At 57.0% G+C, this 18,575-nt stretch carries 20 protein-coding genes; 14 read left to right on the top strand and 6 right to left on the bottom strand.

Annotated elements, in window-relative coordinates; translation table 11 throughout:
* The first annotated feature begins 39 nt into the window (after nucleotides 1-39).
* From phnG to phnN, 7 genes are read left to right on the top strand one after another with little or no spacing between them, the layout of a single operon-like run.
* Nucleotides 40-495 (top strand): phosphonate C-P lyase system protein PhnG, encoded by a 456-nt coding sequence (gene phnG, locus AC2TEM_RS06570; RefSeq protein ID WP_170422917.1) that lies wholly within the window; start codon nucleotides 40-42, stop codon nucleotides 493-495.
* A complete protein-coding gene (gene phnH, locus AC2TEM_RS06565) occupies nucleotides 495-1,058 on the top strand; it encodes a phosphonate C-P lyase system protein PhnH (protein WP_170422915.1) in 564 nt (187 codons plus the stop codon). Before phnG ends, phnH begins: the two co-directional genes overlap by 1 nt.
* On the top strand, nucleotides 1,058-2,146 hold the full coding sequence (locus AC2TEM_RS06560; RefSeq protein ID WP_170422913.1) for a carbon-phosphorus lyase complex subunit PhnI: 1,089 nt from the start codon (nucleotides 1,058-1,060) through the stop codon (nucleotides 2,144-2,146). The genes phnH and AC2TEM_RS06560 overlap by 1 nt, the downstream gene beginning before the upstream one ends.
* Nucleotides 2,143-2,994, top strand: a complete 852-nt coding sequence (locus tag AC2TEM_RS06555; protein ID WP_480856041.1) for an alpha-D-ribose 1-methylphosphonate 5-phosphate C-P-lyase PhnJ — start codon at nucleotides 2,143-2,145, stop codon at nucleotides 2,992-2,994. Before AC2TEM_RS06560 ends, AC2TEM_RS06555 begins: the two co-directional genes overlap by 4 nt.
* Nucleotides 2,991-3,761 carry a phosphonate C-P lyase system protein PhnK gene (phnK, locus tag AC2TEM_RS06550; protein ID WP_170394315.1) on the top strand — a complete coding sequence of 257 codons (771 nt, stop codon included), beginning with the start codon at nucleotides 2,991-2,993 and terminating at the stop codon, nucleotides 3,759-3,761. The genes AC2TEM_RS06555 and phnK overlap by 4 nt, the downstream gene beginning before the upstream one ends.
* 3 nt (nucleotides 3,762-3,764) lie before the next feature.
* Nucleotides 3,765-4,448: a phosphonate C-P lyase system protein PhnL gene (phnL, locus tag AC2TEM_RS06545; protein ID WP_170422909.1), complete on the top strand. Its 684-nt coding sequence runs from the start codon at nucleotides 3,765-3,767 to the stop codon at nucleotides 4,446-4,448.
* Nucleotides 4,445-4,996 (top strand): phosphonate metabolism protein/1,5-bisphosphokinase (PRPP-forming) PhnN, encoded by a 552-nt coding sequence (phnN, locus tag AC2TEM_RS06540; RefSeq protein WP_170407677.1) that lies wholly within the window; start codon nucleotides 4,445-4,447, stop codon nucleotides 4,994-4,996. The genes phnL and phnN overlap by 4 nt, the downstream gene beginning before the upstream one ends.
* On the opposite strand, the gene AC2TEM_RS06535 is transcribed toward phnN, so the two are convergent.
* A complete protein-coding gene (locus AC2TEM_RS06535; RefSeq protein WP_170422907.1) occupies nucleotides 4,972-5,643 on the bottom strand; it encodes a DUF1045 domain-containing protein in 672 nt (223 codons plus the stop codon). The two genes, phnN and AC2TEM_RS06535, sit on opposite strands and share 25 nt — an antisense overlap.
* A gap of 49 nt (nucleotides 5,644-5,692) precedes the next feature.
* Here AC2TEM_RS06535 and AC2TEM_RS06530 point away from each other — a divergent pair, with 49 nt between their 5' ends.
* The 3 genes from AC2TEM_RS06530 (at nucleotide 5,693) to AC2TEM_RS06520 (ending at nucleotide 9,275) form a co-directional block, all read left to right on the top strand.
* Nucleotides 5,693-6,835 carry an alpha-D-ribose 1-methylphosphonate 5-triphosphate diphosphatase gene (locus AC2TEM_RS06530; RefSeq protein ID WP_170422905.1) on the top strand — a complete coding sequence of 381 codons (1,143 nt, stop codon included), beginning with the start codon at nucleotides 5,693-5,695 and terminating at the stop codon, nucleotides 6,833-6,835.
* Nucleotides 6,836-7,280: 445 nt separating this feature from the next.
* The gene (locus AC2TEM_RS06525) at nucleotides 7,281-8,429 is read left to right on the top strand and encodes a TolC family protein (protein ID WP_480856040.1); all 1,149 of its coding nucleotides are present in this window, start codon (nucleotides 7,281-7,283) and stop codon (nucleotides 8,427-8,429) included.
* A gap of 447 nt (nucleotides 8,430-8,876) precedes the next feature.
* The gene (locus tag AC2TEM_RS06520; protein ID WP_170422901.1) at nucleotides 8,877-9,275 is read left to right on the top strand and encodes a 6TM ABC transporter family protein; all 399 of its coding nucleotides are present in this window, start codon (nucleotides 8,877-8,879) and stop codon (nucleotides 9,273-9,275) included.
* 335 nt (nucleotides 9,276-9,610) lie between these two features.
* On the opposite strand, the gene AC2TEM_RS06515 is transcribed toward AC2TEM_RS06520, so the two are convergent.
* Nucleotides 9,611-10,735, bottom strand: coding sequence for a metal ABC transporter solute-binding protein, Zn/Mn family (locus AC2TEM_RS06515; protein ID WP_170422899.1), 1,125 nt, complete (start codon nucleotides 10,733-10,735; stop codon nucleotides 9,611-9,613).
* 56 nt (nucleotides 10,736-10,791) lie between these two features.
* Here AC2TEM_RS06515 and AC2TEM_RS06510 point away from each other — a divergent pair, with 56 nt between their 5' ends.
* The 3 genes from AC2TEM_RS06510 to AC2TEM_RS06500 are packed head-to-tail and all read left to right on the top strand — an operon-like array spanning nucleotide 10,792 to nucleotide 12,850.
* Entirely contained in the window at nucleotides 10,792-11,304 is a 513-nt protein-coding gene (locus AC2TEM_RS06510; protein WP_170818196.1) for a Fur family transcriptional regulator, read from the top strand.
* A 2-nt stretch (nucleotides 11,305-11,306) separates the two neighbouring features.
* Nucleotides 11,307-12,053, top strand: coding sequence for a metal ABC transporter ATP-binding protein (locus AC2TEM_RS06505; protein ID WP_170407697.1), 747 nt, complete (start codon nucleotides 11,307-11,309; stop codon nucleotides 12,051-12,053).
* Nucleotides 12,053-12,850, top strand: coding sequence for a metal ABC transporter permease (locus tag AC2TEM_RS06500; protein ID WP_170422895.1), 798 nt, complete (start codon nucleotides 12,053-12,055; stop codon nucleotides 12,848-12,850). Before AC2TEM_RS06505 ends, AC2TEM_RS06500 begins: the two co-directional genes overlap by 1 nt.
* A 14-nt stretch (nucleotides 12,851-12,864) precedes the next feature.
* On the opposite strand, the gene AC2TEM_RS06495 is transcribed toward AC2TEM_RS06500, so the two are convergent.
* The 4 genes from AC2TEM_RS06495 to AC2TEM_RS06480 all read right to left on the bottom strand — a co-directional run bounded on the left by AC2TEM_RS06495 (nucleotide 12,865) and on the right by AC2TEM_RS06480 (nucleotide 17,560).
* Nucleotides 12,865-13,446, bottom strand: a complete 582-nt coding sequence (locus AC2TEM_RS06495) for an XRE family transcriptional regulator (protein ID WP_170422893.1) — start codon at nucleotides 13,444-13,446, stop codon at nucleotides 12,865-12,867.
* A 147-nt stretch (nucleotides 13,447-13,593) separates the two neighbouring features.
* Entirely contained in the window at nucleotides 13,594-14,373 is a 780-nt protein-coding gene (locus tag AC2TEM_RS06490; RefSeq protein ID WP_170394356.1) for a carnitinyl-CoA dehydratase, read from the bottom strand.
* Between the two features lie 3 nt (nucleotides 14,374-14,376).
* Nucleotides 14,377-16,392, bottom strand: a complete 2,016-nt coding sequence (locus AC2TEM_RS06485) for an acetate--CoA ligase family protein (protein WP_170422891.1) — start codon at nucleotides 16,390-16,392, stop codon at nucleotides 14,377-14,379.
* A gap of 7 nt (nucleotides 16,393-16,399) precedes the next feature.
* Complete coding sequence (locus tag AC2TEM_RS06480) at nucleotides 16,400-17,560, bottom strand: acyl-CoA dehydrogenase family protein (RefSeq protein ID WP_170422889.1); 1,161 nt, start codon at nucleotides 17,558-17,560, stop codon at nucleotides 16,400-16,402.
* Between the two features lie 95 nt (nucleotides 17,561-17,655).
* On the opposite strand from AC2TEM_RS06480, the gene AC2TEM_RS06475 reads away from it, so the two are divergent.
* A complete protein-coding gene (locus AC2TEM_RS06475; RefSeq protein WP_170422887.1) occupies nucleotides 17,656-18,573 on the top strand; it encodes a GlxA family transcriptional regulator in 918 nt (305 codons plus the stop codon).
* Nucleotides 18,574-18,575 lie beyond the last annotated feature (2 nt).

Below are 18,575 nucleotides of genomic sequence, written 5' to 3'. Positions count from 1 at the left end.
GATGTGTATAGTTGTATAGTATATGGAAAAGTTGTCGAGATGAAAGACACTTTTGATGAAAACGCGGAGCGGAAGGCTTGGATGAGCCTGCTGGCCAAAGCGCCGGAGGGACGCGTGGCCGCCCTGTTGGATGCAGCGATGCCTCGCCCCGGCTTCACATGGCTGCGTGCTCCTGAGATTGGCAGCACCATGGTTCGGGCTCGCGCAGGTGGGACTGGTGCGCCGTTCAATCTGGGCGAAATGACGGTAACACGCTGTGCGCTGACGCTGGGAACGGGCGAAGTCGGACATGCCTATATGCAAGGCCGTCGGAAAGAAGATGCCGAAGTCGCCGCGCTGGTTGATGCACTGATGCAGACAGATGTGTCTGATCTGTTGCGAATAAAAGTGCTGACCCCTTTGCGAGATGAGCTGACCAATGCAAAGGCCGCGCGTGCCGCCAAAGCCGCAGCCACTAAGGTTGATTTCTTCACCATGGTACGAGGAGAGGATTGATGCAGTCAGAAGCCCTGATCGGCGGTTTCAAGGATCCCGCGATCCAATCTGCCCACGCCTTTCGCAGCGTGATGGAAGCAATGGCGCGTCCCGGTACCGTGCAAGAGATTTCTGGCGCAGTTCCTCCGGCCCCAATGTCACCAGCAGCGGGTGCGGTGTTGTTGACGCTTTGCGACACTGAGACGCCCGTTTATCTGGCAGGTGCGCTAGATTGCAACGCCGTACGCAGCTGGCTTGCATTCCACACCGGCGCACCGCTGACCGGCCCGTCGCATTGTATGTTTGCCATTGGTGCGTGGTCGGATCTTGGACCATTGAACGCATACCCGATCGGGACGTCTGAATATCCGGATCGTTCTGCCACGTTGATCGTGGAATGTCCCGAACTCATCGCTTCAGGGGCGACACTGACAGGTCCGGGAATCAAGGATAAATCCGCGCTTTCATTGCCCGAGCTTGAGGCGTTTCAGCATAATCAGACGCTATATCCACTGGGGCTCGACTTCATCTTCACGAATAGCAGCCGCCTAGCGGCTCTGCCAAGAACGACCGAGGTGTCCTGATGTATGTCGCAGTAAAAGGTGGCGAGCGTGCGATTGAAAATGCCCACACTTGGCTTGCCGAAGAACGCCGAGGTGATACCGATGTGGCGGAACTGAGCATCGCGCAAATCCGCGAACAGCTTAGCCTGGCGGTCAATCGGGTTATGGCCGAAGGCTCGTTGTTCGATCCTGATCTGGCCGCGCTTGCGATCAAGCAGGCGCGCGGCGATCTGATCGAGGCCATCTTCTTAATCCGCGCCTATCGAACCACGTTGCCACGCTTTGGCGCATCCGAGCCTGTTGATACCGGGGCAATGGCTTGTGACCGGCGCATTTCGGCAACCTTCAAGGACTTGCCGGGCGGGCAGGTGCTTGGGCCGACCTTCGACTATACTCATCGCTTACTGGATTTCAAACTGGCTGCTGATGGTGAGGTGCCCAAAGCCCCAGCGCGCGAAGCTGAACTGGGTGATGTGCCGCATGTCACGGACTTCCTCAATCGCGAAGGCCTGATCGAGGAAGCGCCGCATGACGATACGCCGCCACCTGATCTGACCCGCGAGCCGCTTGAAATGCCCGCCGATCGCGCCCTGCGCCTTCAGGCGCTGACCCGCGCGGATGAAGGTTTCACCCTCGGTCTGGCGTATTCCACACAGCGCGGATACGCGCGCAATCACGCCTTTGTTGGAGAGCTTCGGATCGGGTCCGTTCCGGTGGAAATGGAGATCCCTGAGCTCGGCTTTGCCATCGAAATCGGTGAAGTCGTTCTGACCGAATGTGAAACGGTTAACCAGTTCAAGGGCTCCAAAACCGAGCCGCCGCAATTCACCCGAGGTTATGGGCTTGTGTTTGGTCAGACGGAACGCAAGGCGATCTCGATGGCTTTGGTCGACCGTGCGCTGCGGTGGGAAGAACTGGGTGAGGATAATGTTGGCGCACCTGCTCAGGATGCCGAGTTTGTTCTCTATCACGCGGACAACATTCAAGCGACGGGGTTTCTAGAGCATATCAAGCTGCCGCATTACGTCGACTTCCAGTCTGAACTGGAACTGGTGCGCAAACTACGCCGCGAGGCTGGCGCGAATCAGGTGCAGGAGGCTGCGGAATGAACGCCTATAACTTTGCTTATCTGGACGAGCAGACCAAGCGGATGATCCGCCGTGCAATTCTGAAAAGTCTGGCGATCCCGGGCTATCAGGTGCCGTTTGCCTCGCGCGAAATGCCCATGCCGTATGGCTGGGGTACGGGCGGTGTGCAGGTCTCGGCCGCTGTGTTGACCCCGGATGACACGTTCAAGGTGATCGATCAGGGCTCGGACGATACCACAAACGCGGTCTCGATCCGCACCTTCTTTGAACGCACTGCAGGGGTTGAAACAACCACAACGACAAGCGACGCCTCCGTCATTCAGACCCGCCACCGGATTCCCGAGGAGCCGCTGCAAGAAGGTCAGATCCTTGTCTATCAGGTGCCTATCCCCGAGCCGTTGCGCTTTCTCGAACCACGAGAGAGCGAAACCCGCAAGATGCACAGCCTTGAGGAATACGGGCTGATGCATGTGAAGCTGTACGAAGATATCAGTCGTCACGGGCATATCGCGACGTCGTATGCTTACCCGGTGAAGGTCGAAGGCCGCTATGTGATGGACCCGTCGCCAATCCCGAAATTCGATAACCCAAAGCTTGGTGATATGGCTGCGATCCAGCTGTTCGGAGCTGGGCGTGAACAACGGATCTACGCGCTGCCACCCTACACGCAGGTTGTCTCACTGGATTTTGAGGATCATGCGTTTGAGGTGTCCAAGGCCGACCAAGCCTGCGGCTTGTGCGGTGCCGAGGACAGCTATCTGGACGAGGTAATCATCGATGACGCGGGTGGGCGGATGTTCGTCTGCTCGGATACCGATTATTGCGAGGCGCGCCAGGCGGCGGGTCACAAAGGAAAGGACGCCGCATGACACCTTTGCTGTCTGTTCGGGACATCACAAAGCGCTATGGCCCAAATATTGGCTGTGCCGATGTGTCATTCGACCTCTATCCCGGTGAGGTCATGGGGATCGTTGGCGAAAGCGGGTCAGGTAAGTCGACACTGCTGAATTGCATGGCCGGGCATCTGACCCCGGATGCCGGAGAGGTTGTGTTCGACACCCGCGCAAAAGGTCCGCAGGACACGGTAACGATGTCCGAGCCCGAGCGCCGGATGCTGAGCCGCACCGATTGGGCCTTTGTCCACCAACATGCACGCGACGGGTTGCGCATGGGCGTCAGTGCCGGTGGGAATGTAGGTGAACGGCTGATGGCCGTTGGAGAGCGTCACTATGGCGACATACGTGACAAGGCCACGGATTGGCTTCAACGAGTGGAGATCGATGCCTCCCGTGTGGATGATCGCCCGACGACCTTTTCGGGCGGGATGCAGCAGCGCCTGCAGATTGCACGAAACCTCGTGACCGGTCCTCGGTTGGTGTTCATGGATGAGCCAACGGGCGGTCTGGACGTGTCCGTTCAGGCGCGGTTGCTCGACTTGTTGCGTGGGTTAGTTCGCGACATGGGCTTGTCGGCGATCATCGTCACGCATGATCTGGCCGTGGTGCGCCTGCTGGCAGATCGGTTGATGGTGATGAAATCGGGCCGCGTGGTCGAGGCAGGCCTGACCGATCAAGTGCTGGATGACCCGCAACACGCCTATAGCCAACTTCTTGTCAGTTCCGTTTTGCAGGTGTGAGCAATGATTGAGCTTAACAACGTCTCAAAGACTTTCACTCTCCATAATCAAGGTGCGGCCGTGATCGAGGTGCTGAGCGATGTATCCTTCTCGGTCTCTCCGGGCGAATGCGTGGCACTGACGGGCGCGTCGGGGGCGGGCAAGTCCACCCTCATGCGTATGATCTATGGCAACTATCTGGCCCGAAGCGGAGAGATTCGCATCGGTGATGTGGATATCGTGCAGGCAGAGCCTCGGACAGTTATCGCACTGCGCCGCGAGGTTCTGGGCTATGTCAGCCAGTTCCTGCGTGTGGTGCCGCGCGTGCCCACAGTTGATGTCGTGGCCGAGCCTTTGCGCGCGGTGGGCATTTCCGCTGCTGACGCGAAGGCGCGCGCCGAAGCCTTGTTGCAGCAACTAAACATTCCCGAGCGGCTCTGGACCCTTTCACCGACTACCTTCTCGGGTGGTGAACAGCAGCGTGTCAACATCGCACGCGGGTTCGCCCATTCTTATCCCGCGATGCTGTTGGATGAGCCGACTGCCAGTCTGGATGCGGCTAATCGCGAGGTTGTTCTAAGGCTCATCGAAGAGGCAAAGGCGCGTGGTACTGCAATCATCGGCATTTTCCATGACGAAGCGGCTAGGGCGCGCGTTTGTGATCGCGAAATCGACGCCAGTCAGTTTTCACCCGAGGTCGCGGCATGACCCGGGGTCGCCTCATCGCTGTGGTTGGCCCGTCGGGGGCTGGCAAAGACAGTGTGATGCTAGGGCTTTGTGACTTGTTGCCCGATTTGCATTTGGTGCGCCGCGTCATCACCCGGGCACCAGAGTTGGGCGGGGAAGACTATGACGCCGTCGAAATCGCCGAATTTGAAGAAATGGCAGCGAATGGTGCCTTTGCGGTGCATTGGGTTGCTCATGGGCTTTGCTACGGGATACCGGTTGCCGTCAAAGATCGGCTGAGTGATGGCGCAGACTGTCTGGCAAATTTCTCGCGCAAAGCTCTGCTCGAGGCCGCAGAAAATTTCCCGCGCTTCATTGTCCTGAATATCACGGCGAAGCCGGAAACTCTTGCACGGCGTTTGGCGACTCGCGGCCGAGAAAGCGATAGCGAGATTGCAAATCGGCTTGCTCAGGCAGAAAAACCCTTGCCCGATGGGTTGGACGTTATCACCATTTCCAACGATGGCCCACTGACCGAGACGGTTGCGCGCGCCGCAGGGGTCCTTCAACCAGCGAGCGCGTACCGATGAATAAGCTCGAAACGCCCATCAATGCGCTCGCCGCACAAGGCAATTTGGTCGATGACGAAGGGCTCGGGCAAGGCTGGCAAATGGCGGCGCAGCGCCTCGGTCCATACAGGAATATCACCATTCGGCAGCCGACCTGTCAGCGTCATGTGAAACCGAAACTCGTCCATCACATAGGGATAACCCCACTCGATCAACAGTGCGTCTTGACGTGGGCTCAACCTTGCACCGCGCCGCCGCTCAAGTTCAGCCTCATTGGTTGGGGCGCGAAACGGGTCAAGCTCACGTACACAGGCCGCAGCAATTCTTTGCAAGCCGCTAACTTCGCCCTGTGGGGTCAAGGCGAGAAACCGGCCCAGCCTCGTCAGACCCAGCCCTTCACAGCTCGAAGGCGCCAGGCCAGCGGCCATCTCAGACGCCGCCGCTTTCAGGGCTTCAAGCGAATAACCTCCGGCCAGTTGAAAGGGTGGTTTCAGCGTTCCGTGAAAGCCGTATTTGCGCGGTGTCATCGTAACGTCATGCAAATCGGGCAGATCGGGCTGAGGCACCTCGCAGCCCTGCACGACATCCCATCCCAGCCAGCGCGCGCCGAACTGTTCCAATGGTCCTTCGGGCGGCACGTAGTAGATTGCAAATCGAGAGTATGACATGAATTCCCCTTTTCCCGCGCCCTCTTTGGCAAAGGCTTGTGACAGCGATATGTCAGATAATCTGTGCCTTGCGAATGCCCAGCTTGTGATGCCCGATCGGGTAGTAACCGGTTCGGTGACAATCGAACAAGGCGTCATTTCCGTGATCACCGAAGGGGATCATGTTCCGACCGGCGCAGTCGATTGTGCAGGTGATTACATCCTTCCGGGACTGGTCGAGCTGCACACCGACAATATCGAACGTCATATCGAGCCTCGCCCGGAAGTGGACTGGCCTCATCTTCCGGCCCTGATCGCGCATGATAGCGAGCTGGCTTCGACCGGAATCACAACCGTGTTCGACGCCATGCGAGTAGGTTCCATTCACAGCGGCAAGGGCCGTTACATCGACTATGCCCGCAAACTGGCGGACGAACTGTTGTCGGCGCGCGCCGCAGGCTATTTCAAGATCAGCCATTTCCTTCACCTGCGGGCTGAGATCTGCTCGGAGACACTGCTTGAGGAATTGGCGACCTTCGGGCCGGAAGACAGGGTTGGCATTGTCAGCCTGATGGACCACACGCCGGGTCAACGTCAATTCAGCGATCTGAGTGCATTGAAGACCTATGTCGCCAAAAAGCGCGGTATGACCGACGCCGATTTCGTTGCACATGTCGAGAACCTGCGTGGTCTGCAGCAGCGTTTCGGAGAAAAGCACGAAGCCGGTGCAGTGATCGAGGCCGCCCGTCTTGGCGCCGCGCTGGCCAGCCATGACGATACCACGGCGCAGCATGTCGAAAAATCGTCCGAAAATGGTGTGGCTTTCGCCGAGTTCCCAACCACGTTCGAGGCGGCCGAGGCCTGCCGTACCCGCAACATCGCCGTCATGATGGGTGCCCCGAATCTGATCCGTGGCGGCTCGCATTCCGGCAATGTCGCGGCTGAAGATCTTGCAAAGGCCGATCTTCTGGAAATTGTGTCTTCCGACTATGTGCCCTCTGCGCTACTGCTGTCGGCTTTTCACCTTGCCAGTGTTTGGGACGACCTGCCTCGTGCTGTGGCCACGGTTACACGTAATCCTGCAATGGCTGTCGGTCTTGATGACCGTGGCATCCTGAATGTGGGTCTGCGCGGTGACGTTCTGCGTGTGCGTCGCATGGGTCAAACACCAGTTTTGCGCGGTGTCTGGAGCCAAGGCAATAAGGTTGGATGAGTTGTGATTGGTTGAATCAAACTTGCCAAACAGAACATGGCTGGCGGCCGAAAGCTCGCGGATTATCAGATGGGATCTGCGCCCTTGCTCCGCTTGATTTTTCTGGACCCGCATCTTGATAAACTGATGTCGTGCCAGAACATTAAACTCGTAAAGAATATGGTTACTTTTTTACCGCACTTTCTCCTGTAACGCAAAATGCGGGCAGCAAGTTCCACGATTAACTGACTGGAAATTTGTTGCTTATCTCAGAGTTGAAATCAGGAGCTTTAGCGGGATGAGGGCATGGTTGTCGGTTGTGATAGCCACTATTATTTTGGCGGGCTGCAGTCAGGATTTACAGGGAACCAAGTCCTTTGATCCCGGGGCGACACCAGCCCCCGCCCCCTTATCGGGGGGGAATAACCTGAAGGGAAATGTCGCACGCACTGAATTCGCTGAGTTGGTGCGAAGGTCTGTCGCGACATCGCCCACCACCGCAGCCGGAGCCGCCAGCGTTCTGGCTTCGAAATCCCGCATTGATGCCGAGCAAGGCGCGTTCCTGCCGCAGATCGAGGCCGAGACATCCCTGACGTCCGATGGGGATACAGTACCGATCCTGCGGCTTAGCCAGATCATCTATGATGGTGGCAAAGTCTCGGGTCGTGTGGGTTTGCGTCAGATTGAAGCCCGGCAGACCTGGTTAAACGAATTGTCAGAGCTGAGCGCGCTGAGCTTCGAGGCCATCGAAACCATAATTGATCTGGATCGAAATCGCCGCCTCGAAGAACAAGCCCTGCAGAATCTGGATCGTACGGACGTTTTGGTCAACGACCTCCAGTCCCGTTTTGATGCCGGGGCGGGGTCGGTGGCGGATTTGCTGGCGGGGCAGGGGCGGAAGTCTAATGCCGAGACAGAATTAGCGCAGGCTCAGACGGATGTGGAACTGGCGACGGCAACATGGGTCGAAGTCTTCGGAACGCGACCCGGTGCTATTCCGACCATCCCCCCCGCACCCATTCTGGCAGCGGCCACCTCGCAGCAAATGGTTGCACGCAGCCCGCGTCTGCGTACTCAGGTCGCCTTCAGTCAAGTGCGTGAACAAGAGGTCGTGGTTGCCGAACGAGCGACCCGCCCAACACTCTCTGCGATTCTTGAGACAGATTTCGACCAGGGCAGTATCGACGACGGTGTGCAGGCCCGATTGGGTGTAACGGTCCCGATTTACCAAGGGGGATCCGCGCGCGCCAATGTCGAAACCGCAAGGGCGAATCTTCAACAAAGCCGGGCTGATGAAGAAGAATTGCGGCGCGAGTTGCAACGTAATCTCTCCCAGGCCTTGGAAGAGACCAATTCAATCCAGCGACGGCTCGCCACAGCCCGGCGCGCTGTCGAGATCAATGAGCAAGCGCTGGATGCAGCTCGTGGACAGTTTGATATCGGGCGCAGCACGCTGGTACAGATATTGGATGCGTTGCGCGAGTTGAATCTTGCGCAGGTTCGGGTGATCCAGCTTGAGGCTCAGGCACGTCGTGCAGAATATGCCGTGCTGGCGGTCACGGGCGATATCCTGGACGCGTTGGGTGTTGCACAGCCGACCGATCCAACCTTGTGATATCCGTCGTGAACCCGACTGCGACTAACCCGCTGAATACGCACCTCCGACTACTGACAGAGCATTTGGGTCTCGGTTTGTCCGAGGTGGATATCTTTCGGGTGTTCTCGGGCGATGAAGTCGCCTAGGCCGTCAGCGCAGTGGAAGCGGTGGGCTACAGTCAGGTTTTGGGAAAGCGCGGTTACTCAAACTGGACCTGTACTTGTTTCTGGTCCTGGCGTTTGCCCCAGATGTTCAACCTTTAGTGGTTCTGGATCGAGAAGACACCGACGCTTTCTTGCGATCGATGTCAGCACCGGATTCAGCGAACCTCAGATCTGGCGGCGACAGGAAACACGACTGCGCAAGACGCGCAGGATATTGCGCGCATAATGCTCGCGCCGTTCGGACGAGGACCGCTCTGCCCCGCAAGGCCAATGGTTTTGGTCTGCGTTCAGCGATCTGCGCGTGGTCTACATTCAGAATATGTTGGCCGCGATGGTGATAAGTGTGCTTGGGCCGACGACGTCGCTGTTCACCATGGTCGTTCATGACCCCAATCTGCCAAACGAAGTGGTTGATAGCTTACTGGCTCTGGTCGTCGGAGTTGGCCTTGCACTGTTGTTCGATTTCCTGATCAAGAAATTGCGGACACGGTTCATCGATGCAGCGGGAAAACGGGCGGACCTGAAGATCACCGAGCGGCTGTTCAATCAGTTGATGGCGCTTATAATGAAAGCCCGGGGCGGGCAGAATGGACGCATGGCCTCGATCCTTCAGGACTTTGAAGTCGTGAGGGATTTCTTTACGTCTGCCTCGCTGGTTGCTTTGGTCGATCTGCCCTTCCCGTTCGTATTCGTGGCGTGATCTAGGCGATTGGCAGGCCGCGACAGGCGATTGCGATCGCGTCGCGCGCGAGACTTGAGGCTCAGATATCCGGACAAGAATTTGATCTTCCCGACCGTACAGGTGTGGAGGCGGCGTTTCTGGAGGAATAGATTGGCGTGATCCAACCTCTGGTCGAGCGCGGCATCGAAAGTCCGCTGGCGATGATTGACTTGCGCCGGCAGCTTAGCCGCCAAATTGGACAGCTTAGAGAGGCCGGTAGCCGAATACTGATGACTTTGTTGGAACGATGAGCGGAGAACTCTGTCTGATTTCAGCCTGGCCAGAACCAACTCCCAACCAGGCTGTTGATTGAGTCAAAGGCACTCAGACAGTGTTTTGGCCAGATTGCGGATGAGTTGCGGGTACAGATTTACTCCGGGTTCCAGATCAGATCCCAGCGGGTCCATGATGCCGGTTTTAGCTTCGGTGCCGTCGAGAACGGTTGCGACAATTCCGGGGTTGAACTGGGGTTCAGCCATGACACAATCCACACCTTCGTCGCGGATACGCCCCTGAATTTCGGCGATCCTTGCCGGGCTTGGATCGGTCGCATCGCTGAGGGAAATTGCACCCGAGGCCGGGAAGCCAAAGGCATCTTCGAAATATTGATAGGCATCGTGGAACACGATGAAGCTGCCACCTTTGACCGGCGACAGCGTTTCGGCCACTTCCGCAGACAAAGCAGCCATTTCTTCACGCGCAGCTGCCGCATTTGCAAAATAAGCACCTGCGTTGTCTGGGTCAGCCGAAGAAAGCTGCGCCGCGATCGTTTTCAGCCAGATTTCTGCGTTGACCGGAGAGAGCCAGGCGTGCGGATCATGTTCGCCATGCGCGTGGCCCTCATGGTCGTCATGTCCGGCGTGGTCCTCATGATCATCGTGGTCATGCTCATCCGCATGCTCTTCGTCATGATTATGATCATCATGCTCTTTGTCCTCGGCATGATCCTCGTGATCGTGGTCATCGTCTTTTGCATGATCGTCGTGGTCGTCGTGATCATGACCATCATCCTCAGCATGGTCGTGATCGTCATGATTGTCATCCCCATGATCTTCGTCGTCGCCATGGTCATGCGCTTCGAACAAAGCACTTTCACGGAAATCGAGCAGAACCGTTCCGTCCGACTCAAGCAACACCGTAACAGTCGCCCCGTCGCTGAGCGTCTCGACAGCGCCTTCCATCCACGGGGTCAGGTCCTCGCCAATCCAGAATACCAGATCTGCCTCTTGCAGTGCGGCTGCTTCTGACGGACGAAGTTTGTATTCGTGTGGCGAGGCACCGGGCTGCACTATCAATTCAGGCGTTCCTACCCCCTCCATCACCCGGGCCACGAGTGAGTGAACGGGTGCGATGTCAACCGCAACCTTGGGTGCATCCGCCATGGCGGTTCCGCCCATCAATGCAGCGGTAATCGATAGTGGGAGCAGCTTTCTGGACATCAGACCCTCTGTGTGATTTTATAACGTTACGAGCGGCATATATGATATGGTATAACATGACAAGTGAGATGCACTCCATTTCGGTTGGTGAAGATGCGCTGGTAGGATTTCAGGAGCATGATCACAAGAATTGCGTCGAAACGGCGTTGGCCACAGCGGATGCTCGGTGCAGGGAAGAAGGGTTGCGGCTAACCCCTGTGCGGCGAAAAGTTCTTGAAATGCTGTTGCAAGATCACAAGTCGCTTGGGGCTTACGCTATACTTGATCGTTTGCGCGAAGCCGGTTTTGGCTCGCAGCCGCCGGTGGCTTATCGCGCGCTGGATTTTCTGGTCCAGTACGGGTTCGTCCATAAGATTGAACGTTTGAACGCCTTTGTGGCCTGCTCTCATCCCGGAGAGGTCCATTCCCCGGCCTTCATGATCTGCAGAAAATGCGACGCTGTCGCCGAAGCTCAGTCGGCACCGTCCAATGGCGTCCTCGGCGCAGCCGCGCGCGCGGCGGGTTTCGAAATCGAGCGAACCGTTGTAGAAGCCGAGGGACTCTGCCCAGACTGCACCGAGAAGGCGTAGACATGACCCTGATCACCGTTGAAAATCTCAGCGTGCGTTATGGCGCGAATACCGTTCTGCGCCATGTCGGCATGACGATTGAGGCTGGTGAAATCGTGACGATCGTTGGTCCAAACGGATCGGGAAAGACCAGCCTGTTGCGTGCCGTCATTGGCGCGACCAAGCCTGCGGAAGGTAAGGTTACACTGAAGCCTGGGCTAAAAATCGGGTATGTCCCCCAAAAACTGCACATTGATCCGACCCTGCCGATATCAGTCGAAAGATTCATGCGTCTGACGGATCGTGTCTCTAGGCTTCAATGTACAGAAGCGCTTGAAACTGCTGGGGTGCCGGATCTGCTAAAGCGCCAAATGTCGCAATTGTCAGGCGGACAGTTTCAGCGCGTTTTGCTGGCGCGAGCGTTGATCAATCGGCCCGACGTTCTGCTTTTGGACGAAGCCACTCAGGGTCTCGACCAACCGGGGTCGGCGGCGTTTTATCGTCAGATCGAGGAGGTCCGGCGTGAAACCGGATGCGCCATACTGATGATCAGCCATGAATTGCACGTGGTCATGAGCGCGTCTGACAGGGTGATCTGCCTCAATGGTCATGTGTGCTGCCAAGGGTCCCCCGCAGTCGTAGCCTCGGCCCCGGAATATCGGGCCCTGTTCGGAACGGGTACCGGAGGCGCACTGGCCCTTTATCGCCATGATCACGACCATGATCACGATCACGGTCACTGTGAAACCTCTCAGGAAGCCGCAGAATAATGCTGGATGATTTCATGACGCGCGCGACGCTTGCAGGTGTTGGCGTTGCTTTTGCTGCGGCACCACTGGGGTGTTTTGTTGTCTGGCGTCGAATGGCCTATTTCGGGGATGCCACCGCCCATGCGGCAATCCTGGGTGTCGCTTTGTCGCTGACGTTTCAGTTGTCCGTCTTTACTGGGGCGCTAGCTGTTGCGCTTGCAATGGCACTTACCGTGACACTGTTGTCCGGACGTGGCTACGCGATGGATACACTGCTGGGTGTTCTAGCACATTCTGCACTTGCCTTCGGTCTAGTCGCCGTATCGTTCCTGTCCGGTGTTCGCATCGACCTGATGGCCTATCTCTTCGGTGATATTCTGGCGGTGTCACGCACCGATCTGGTTGTGATCTGGGGTGGCGCAGCGCTTGTAGTGGCCCTCATCGTATGGCGCTGGTCGCAGCTTTTGACGGCGACCATGAATGAAGAGTTGGCTTATGCTAGCGGCTTTGACCCCAAGCGAGAGCAGTTGATCCTGACGCTGTCTCTGGCAGTTACAGTGGCCGTGGCGATAAAGGTCGTAGGTGTTCTACTGATTGCTGCAATGCTGATCATCCCGGCGGCGGCTGCGCGCAGCCTGGCCAGATCTCCGGAAGCGATGGCATTGATTGCGGCGGCGATTGGCGCATTCTCCGCAATCGCCGGGCTACGGGCTGCTTACATGTTTGATACGCCTGCAGGGCCATCCATTGTTTGTGTTGCTGCAGTAGTGTTCGCGTGTTTCAGTCTGATCGGATGCCAAACGCGGCGTGGAGCCTAGGGCATCTGCAAAGATCAATGCGGTCGCGTCGACACGGTCACGAATTCAATTTCGTCTGACAGGATGACCCGTACCCCATGTGGGAGCTTGGCGTCGAAGCTGAGCGTATCACCTTCTGACATCTGGAACTCTTCGGTCCCACAGCCATAGATGGCGCTGCCTTCAATCATGTAGATGAAGACGTAGCCTTCGTGCTGATAGTTAGGCAACTTGCGTTGGTCTTGTTTTGAGATGCGGATGCGTGCGGATTGGAATGACCCGCTAGGCCCGCTGTGTTTGCCGAGCAGTAGATAGTCATGGGCATGGTCTGGTGTGATACGCCGCGACGGCAACCCGGTTCCCGCATGAACGTGATGCACATCCGAGGTCGTGTCGGTATGGCTGAACATCGCCATCAGAGAGACAGATAGTGCATCTGCCAACGCGTGTAAGGTACTAAGGGACGGCGAAACATGACCATTTTCGATTCGGCTGATCATGGGCGCGGAAACCTTTGACTGCGCAGCAAGTTCGGTCACCGTGAGCTGACGTTCCTGTCGCAAACGCTGCAGGGTGCGCCCGATCTCAAGTTCTGGTTCTGTTTTCTTGTCCTGCATCGGGCCGCTTTGACATTCCTTCTTCCAGTTAAAGTAGCTGTGGCCTGAATTGCAGGATAGTAAAAGTGTGTTCTGACAAAAAACAAGCTTAGCTGAGCGATTGGCGCAAAACTGCGCCAATGCGATGAAGGCAGCGGTGTTTTGAACTTATTTTCCTTTCCAGACCGGATCACGCTTTTCAGCGAAGGCTTTTGCGCCTTCAAGCTGATCCTCGCTGGAATAGAGGATATCGACGGTGCGCAGCTGGCGCTTGGTGATGCGGTTCATGGCGTCCTGAAATTTGCTGTCTTCAGCTTCGCGCACGACCTCTTTGATCGCAGCATAAACCAGCGGAGGACCCGAGGCGAGCAGACGCGCCAATTCCCAGGCACGATCCATCAGTTGATCGGCAGACAGGACTTCATTGACCAAGCCCCAACGCCGACCTTCTTCGGCATCGAACCAGCGTCCAGTCAGCAATAGCTCCATCGCGATGTGGTAGGGAATGCGTTTGGGTAGCTTGACGCTCGCCGCATCTGCAACGGTTCCGGATCGAATCTCAGGCAGGGCAAAAGTTGCGTGTTCAGCGGCCAGGATCATATCGGCGGAAATCGCAAGCTCGAGTCCGCCACCACAGGCAATACCATTGATGGCCGCGATGACCGGTTTGTTCAGATCGCGTAACTCCTGCAAACCGCCAAAGCCACCGACACCATAATCTCCATCTACGGCATCGCCTTCGGCGGCTGCCTTCAGGTCCCAGCCAGGGCAAAAGAATTTATCACCTGCTCCGGTCAAGATCGCGACGCGCAGTTCGGGATCATCGCGAAACTCGGCAAATACCTGCCCCATGATGCGGCTGGTAGCTAGATCGATCGCATTGGCTTTTGGCCGATCCAGCGTCACTTCGAGAATTGCGCCGTCACGGCGGGTCTTGATCGGGTCCATTTCTCAGGCCTTTCTGATAAGCGCATCCACCGCCACCGCCCGGGTGGGCGTGCAGAGAAGCGGGTTGATTTCGACCTCGCCGAGCGTTTCGGCATTTTGCATTACATAGTCTTGAACGGCCTGAATGGCGGCAACGATTTCATCCATATAAGCCGCTGGTTGGCCGCGATAGCCTGCCAGCAATGACGCGATCTTTAGTTCGCCGAGAGCAGCGCGAATACTGTCGGATGTTGCCGGGACCAGAAGAGAGGTGGTATCGCGCAATATTTCGGTCAAGACACCACCGGCCCCTATTGTCAGCACAAAGCCATGGGCAGGGTCCCGCACCACACCGACTAGGATTTCAGCCACCGCACCCGTGATCATCTCTTCGATCAGAATCTCATCGGTTCCAATATCCGCTGCCACACCTGTCACATCGGCAGCCTGAACCCTCAATCGTACAGCGGAATGTTCGGACTTGTGGGCAAGGCCGACGCCTTTGACAGCAAATGGCGCTTCCATTTCTTGCGCCGCGCTGAGGGCTTCCTTTGCGCCACGAACGGACCTGTTCCGAGGGATGCGCAAACCATAGGCAGCCAGAGCTTGCTTGGCCTCGGCTTCGAACAGCGTATGCTTGACATCAGACGTACCCGGCAAGCAGACTGGCGCGCTTGCAGGTACGGCGACCTGACCCGCCGCACGCGTGGCAGAAAGGGCTTCGCGGAGACCCATGAAGGGTACCACACCGGCCTCCATTAGGGTTTGTGCTACATCCTCAGGTAGCAATTCGGGCAGGGTAGAAACCACGGCAAAACGCGCACCCGTATCTGCCCGCACTTTTTGTGCTGTACGCGTGGCAGCGGCCCAATCTGTGGGATCGGTGGTCGGGTAATCAACGATCGTGAATGTCAGATCTATGTCGTCGCCAGTCATTCCGGCCCAAGCGTTCGCCATCGCCTCTTCATCGCGCCAGATATAGGTGTGGTAATCGAGTGGATTGCTTAGTGCGACCATCGGACCAAGCGCATCGCGCAATCGGGTTTGCTTGTCTCTGGACAGTTCTGGAAATCTGAGGTCAGTGCCGATCGCCATATCTGCGATCAGGCTGGCCTCGCCGCCCGAGCAGCTGATCGAAGCAATGTTGCCCCCCGGCAAAGGCCCATAACAATGCAACAATTTCAGGGTTTCCAGAAACTCGGGCAGCGAGGACAGGCGCGGGATGCCCAGCCGGTTTAGCAAAGCCTGCGCACCCGCATCGCTCCCTGCCAGTGAGGCGGTATGAGAAACTGTTGCTGCTTGCGCCTGTTCGGATGCACCCACCTTAAGTGCGATCAGAGGCACGCCTTTCCGATGTGCCTTGGCAGCAAGGGCCTCCCATTCGCGGATATCCTTGAAGCCCTCGATATGTAAACCGACGGCAGTGACCCGTGGATCATCGATCAGCGACATCGCGATCTCAGCCTGACTGGTCTGCGCCATGTTCCCGCAAGTCACCATATAGGCAATCGGCAGAGCTCGTTTCTGCATAGTCAGGTTGATCGAGATGTTGGAGCTCTGGGTCAGAATGGCAACGCCTCGATCTACTCGAGCAGCTCCATGCTGATCGGGCCACAATAGCGCACCATCAAGCGCATTGATAAAGCCATAGCAGTTTGGCCCAAGAATGGGCATGCTGCCTGCTGCATTGATCAACTCTGATTGCAGATCTCCTCCTGCCTGATCCTCGGCTGCAGCTTCCGAGAAGCCAGAGGCAAAGCAAACTGCGCCGCCGCTGCCCATGTCTGACAGAACCTGAACGGCCTCAACAGTGGCGTGACGGTTGATGCCAACAAAGGCCGCGTCCGGGGACGATGGCAGGTCTTCAATCCGTGCGTAGGCCTTGTGCCCGGCAATTTCATCCGCCTTGGGATGGACAGGCCAGATTTTCCCTGCGTAGCCCATGCGTTCCGACTGCAGGATAACCTGCTGGCACCACGCGCCGCCGCCGATCACCGCGATGGATTCCGGGCGTAGAAGACGGGAGATATCCTTGCTCATTCGGTCCTCAGGCACCCAGGGGCCGCAGCAGATCACGACTGATGATATGCCGCTGGATTTCACTCGTACCATCCCAAATACGTTCTACACGCGCATCCCGCCAGAACCGTTCGATCGGGAAGTCATCCATCAGACCCATACCACCATAGATTTGCAACGTCGTATCCGTGACCTTTGCCAGCATTTCCGAAGCATAAAGCTTGGCCGAGGCAATCTCGCGATTTGAGGGCAAGTCCTGATCCAGTCGCCATGCGGCCGCGAGCGTCAGCCAGTCAGCAGCGTCGATCTCGGTGATCATGTCGGCGATCTGAAAGCCGACACCCTGAAACTTACCGATCGGCTGGCCGAATTGCTTGCGCTCAGCCGCGTAGTTCAGCGCATAATCAAAACAGCGCCGCGCGCGCCCGACCGAAAAAGCAGCAACCGTCAGGCGCGTTGCATAGAGCCACTCGTTCATCACGGCGAAACCGCCATCGACCTCGCCCAGAACCTGTGTGTCAGGCAGGCGGCAATTGTCAAAATACAGGATATAGTTCTTGTAGCCTTTGTGGCTGACTGAATTGTACCCCTCGCGCACTTCAAAACCCGGCGTACCACGATCTACGAGGAATGTAGTGATCCGCTTTTTAGGGCCTTTGGGAGTTTCATCCACACCTGTTGCGATGAATACGATGAAGAAATCCGCGTGCTCCGCGCCCGAGATGAAGTGTTTCGAACCGTTGACGACCCAGTCTCCTCCATCGCGTACGGCCTGACATTTCATGCCCCGAACATCTGACCCCGCGTCAGGTTCGGTCATAGCCAGAGCATCCATCTTTTCGCCACGCACGGCAGGCAACAAATAGCGTTCACGCTGGTCGGCGTTGCAGGCCATCAGGATATTCTGCGGGCGACCGAAGAAGTGGGTCAATGCCATCGAACCTCGGCCGAGCTCGCGTTCGACAAGAGTGAAATCAAGATGCGAGAGACCCGCGCCACCAACTTCTTCGGGGAAGTTACAGGCATAAAATCCCAGTTCGATGCATTTCCGCTTGATTTCGTCGCCCAGCTCTTGCGGCACCTGTCCGGTGCGTTCGACCTCAGCTTCGTAGGGGTAAATCTCGTTCTCAACAAAGCTCCGCACTGTTGAGACGATCATTTCCTGTTCTTCGGTTAAGCCAAATTGCATGACGCGTTCCCCTGATGTCTGATTGGCAATGAAACGTAATTGCCTGACACGATGACATGCAGTAATCGTACGATATCATGCCGAGTTAGAAAAACTTGACACAGATCTATAACTTTTTGCTGTTCAACGGGTTCTCGAACCTTTGCCTCGCCAACATGGTTGAGCCATTGCGCGCGGCAAATACATTGGCGGGTCAGCATCTCTATGCCTGGCAGTTCTATTCACCCCATGGTGCGCCTGTCCAAAGTTCCAGCGGGTTGCAGGTCGCGCCGCATGGAGCGATGGGCATTGAGGCGGGTGATGCTTTGGTTGTCATGCCGTCTTATGGGTATCTGGAACACTCGGTTCCCGATACTCATCGCGCTTTGCGCAGGGCCGCGACCCGTCATCGCAAACTGGCTGGTCTGGACACAGGGAGTTGGTTGCTCGCGCGCGCGGGACTGTTGGAAGGGCATCGCGCGACCATTCACTGGGATGAACTTTCCCGGTTCGAAGAAACTTTTACCGATGTCGAGGTCGTGCAGGAACGTTTTGTGATTGACCGGGACCGGATCACCTGCTCAGGCGCGATGGCTGCTTATGATCTGGCGACTGCGCTGATTCTCGCGGATCACGGGCCGCTGTTGTCGATGGAGGTGGCGCATCTTCTGATGAACCGTGGTGAACCAAGTGCTGCTTCACCACAGATGAAATCCGAAGACAGGCTGGTGAATCGGGTGCTGGGCGTCATGCAGGGCACGTTGGATGCGCCAGTAATGATAAAGGATATCGCTCGTCAGCTCGGGTGCTCTCAAAAGAAGATTGAGACCCGGGTTTTGTCCGAGCTGGGTGTAACACCGCAGGCGCTCTATCGTCGCCTGCGTCTGAATTTGGCGCGTAAACTTGCGGTCGAGACCCAGCAGTCCGTGGCCGAGATCGCCAGCCGCTGCGGGTATGAGAACCCAAGCGCAATGACGCGGGCGTTCCGGATGCAATTCGGGCAGACACCAACAGCCTATCGAAACGGGGAGTAACT

Source organism: Ruegeria sp. HKCCD3925, from assembly GCF_057221175.1.
This window is presented reverse-complemented; position numbering and strand designations above follow the sequence as displayed.

What these genes read in the sequence shown, in the direction of transcription:
- AC2TEM_RS06490 (WP_170394356.1), bottom strand. Translation starts at nt 14,373, where the DNA reads ATGGACCCGATCAAGACCCGCCGTGACGGCGCAATTCTCGAAGTGACG.
- phnN (WP_170407677.1), top strand. Translation starts at nt 4,445, where the DNA reads ATGACCCGGGGTCGCCTCATCGCTGTGGTTGGCCCGTCGGGGGCTGGC.
- phnH (WP_170422915.1), top strand. Translation starts at nt 495, where the DNA reads ATGCAGTCAGAAGCCCTGATCGGCGGTTTCAAGGATCCCGCGATCCAA.
- AC2TEM_RS06560 (WP_170422913.1), top strand. Translation starts at nt 1,058, where the DNA reads ATGTATGTCGCAGTAAAAGGTGGCGAGCGTGCGATTGAAAATGCCCAC.
- AC2TEM_RS06495 (WP_170422893.1), bottom strand. Translation starts at nt 13,446, where the DNA reads ATGCAGGACAAGAAAACAGAACCAGAACTTGAGATCGGGCGCACCCTG.
- AC2TEM_RS06535 (WP_170422907.1), bottom strand. Translation starts at nt 5,643, where the DNA reads ATGTCATACTCTCGATTTGCAATCTACTACGTGCCGCCCGAAGGACCA.
- AC2TEM_RS06505 (WP_170407697.1), top strand. Translation starts at nt 11,307, where the DNA reads ATGACCCTGATCACCGTTGAAAATCTCAGCGTGCGTTATGGCGCGAAT.
- AC2TEM_RS06530 (WP_170422905.1), top strand. Translation starts at nt 5,693, where the DNA reads ATGTCAGATAATCTGTGCCTTGCGAATGCCCAGCTTGTGATGCCCGAT.
- phnK (WP_170394315.1), top strand. Translation starts at nt 2,991, where the DNA reads ATGACACCTTTGCTGTCTGTTCGGGACATCACAAAGCGCTATGGCCCA.
- AC2TEM_RS06485 (WP_170422891.1), bottom strand. Translation starts at nt 16,392, where the DNA reads ATGAGCAAGGATATCTCCCGTCTTCTACGCCCGGAATCCATCGCGGTG.
- AC2TEM_RS06500 (WP_170422895.1), top strand. Translation starts at nt 12,053, where the DNA reads ATGCTGGATGATTTCATGACGCGCGCGACGCTTGCAGGTGTTGGCGTT.
- AC2TEM_RS06480 (WP_170422889.1), bottom strand. Translation starts at nt 17,560, where the DNA reads ATGCAATTTGGCTTAACCGAAGAACAGGAAATGATCGTCTCAACAGTG.
- phnG (WP_170422917.1), top strand. Translation starts at nt 40, where the DNA reads ATGAAAGACACTTTTGATGAAAACGCGGAGCGGAAGGCTTGGATGAGC.
- phnL (WP_170422909.1), top strand. Translation starts at nt 3,765, where the DNA reads ATGATTGAGCTTAACAACGTCTCAAAGACTTTCACTCTCCATAATCAA.
- AC2TEM_RS06510 (WP_170818196.1), top strand. Translation starts at nt 10,792, where the DNA reads ATGACAAGTGAGATGCACTCCATTTCGGTTGGTGAAGATGCGCTGGTA.
- AC2TEM_RS06515 (WP_170422899.1), bottom strand. Translation starts at nt 10,735, where the DNA reads ATGTCCAGAAAGCTGCTCCCACTATCGATTACCGCTGCATTGATGGGC.
- AC2TEM_RS06555 (WP_480856041.1), top strand. Translation starts at nt 2,143, where the DNA reads ATGAACGCCTATAACTTTGCTTATCTGGACGAGCAGACCAAGCGGATG.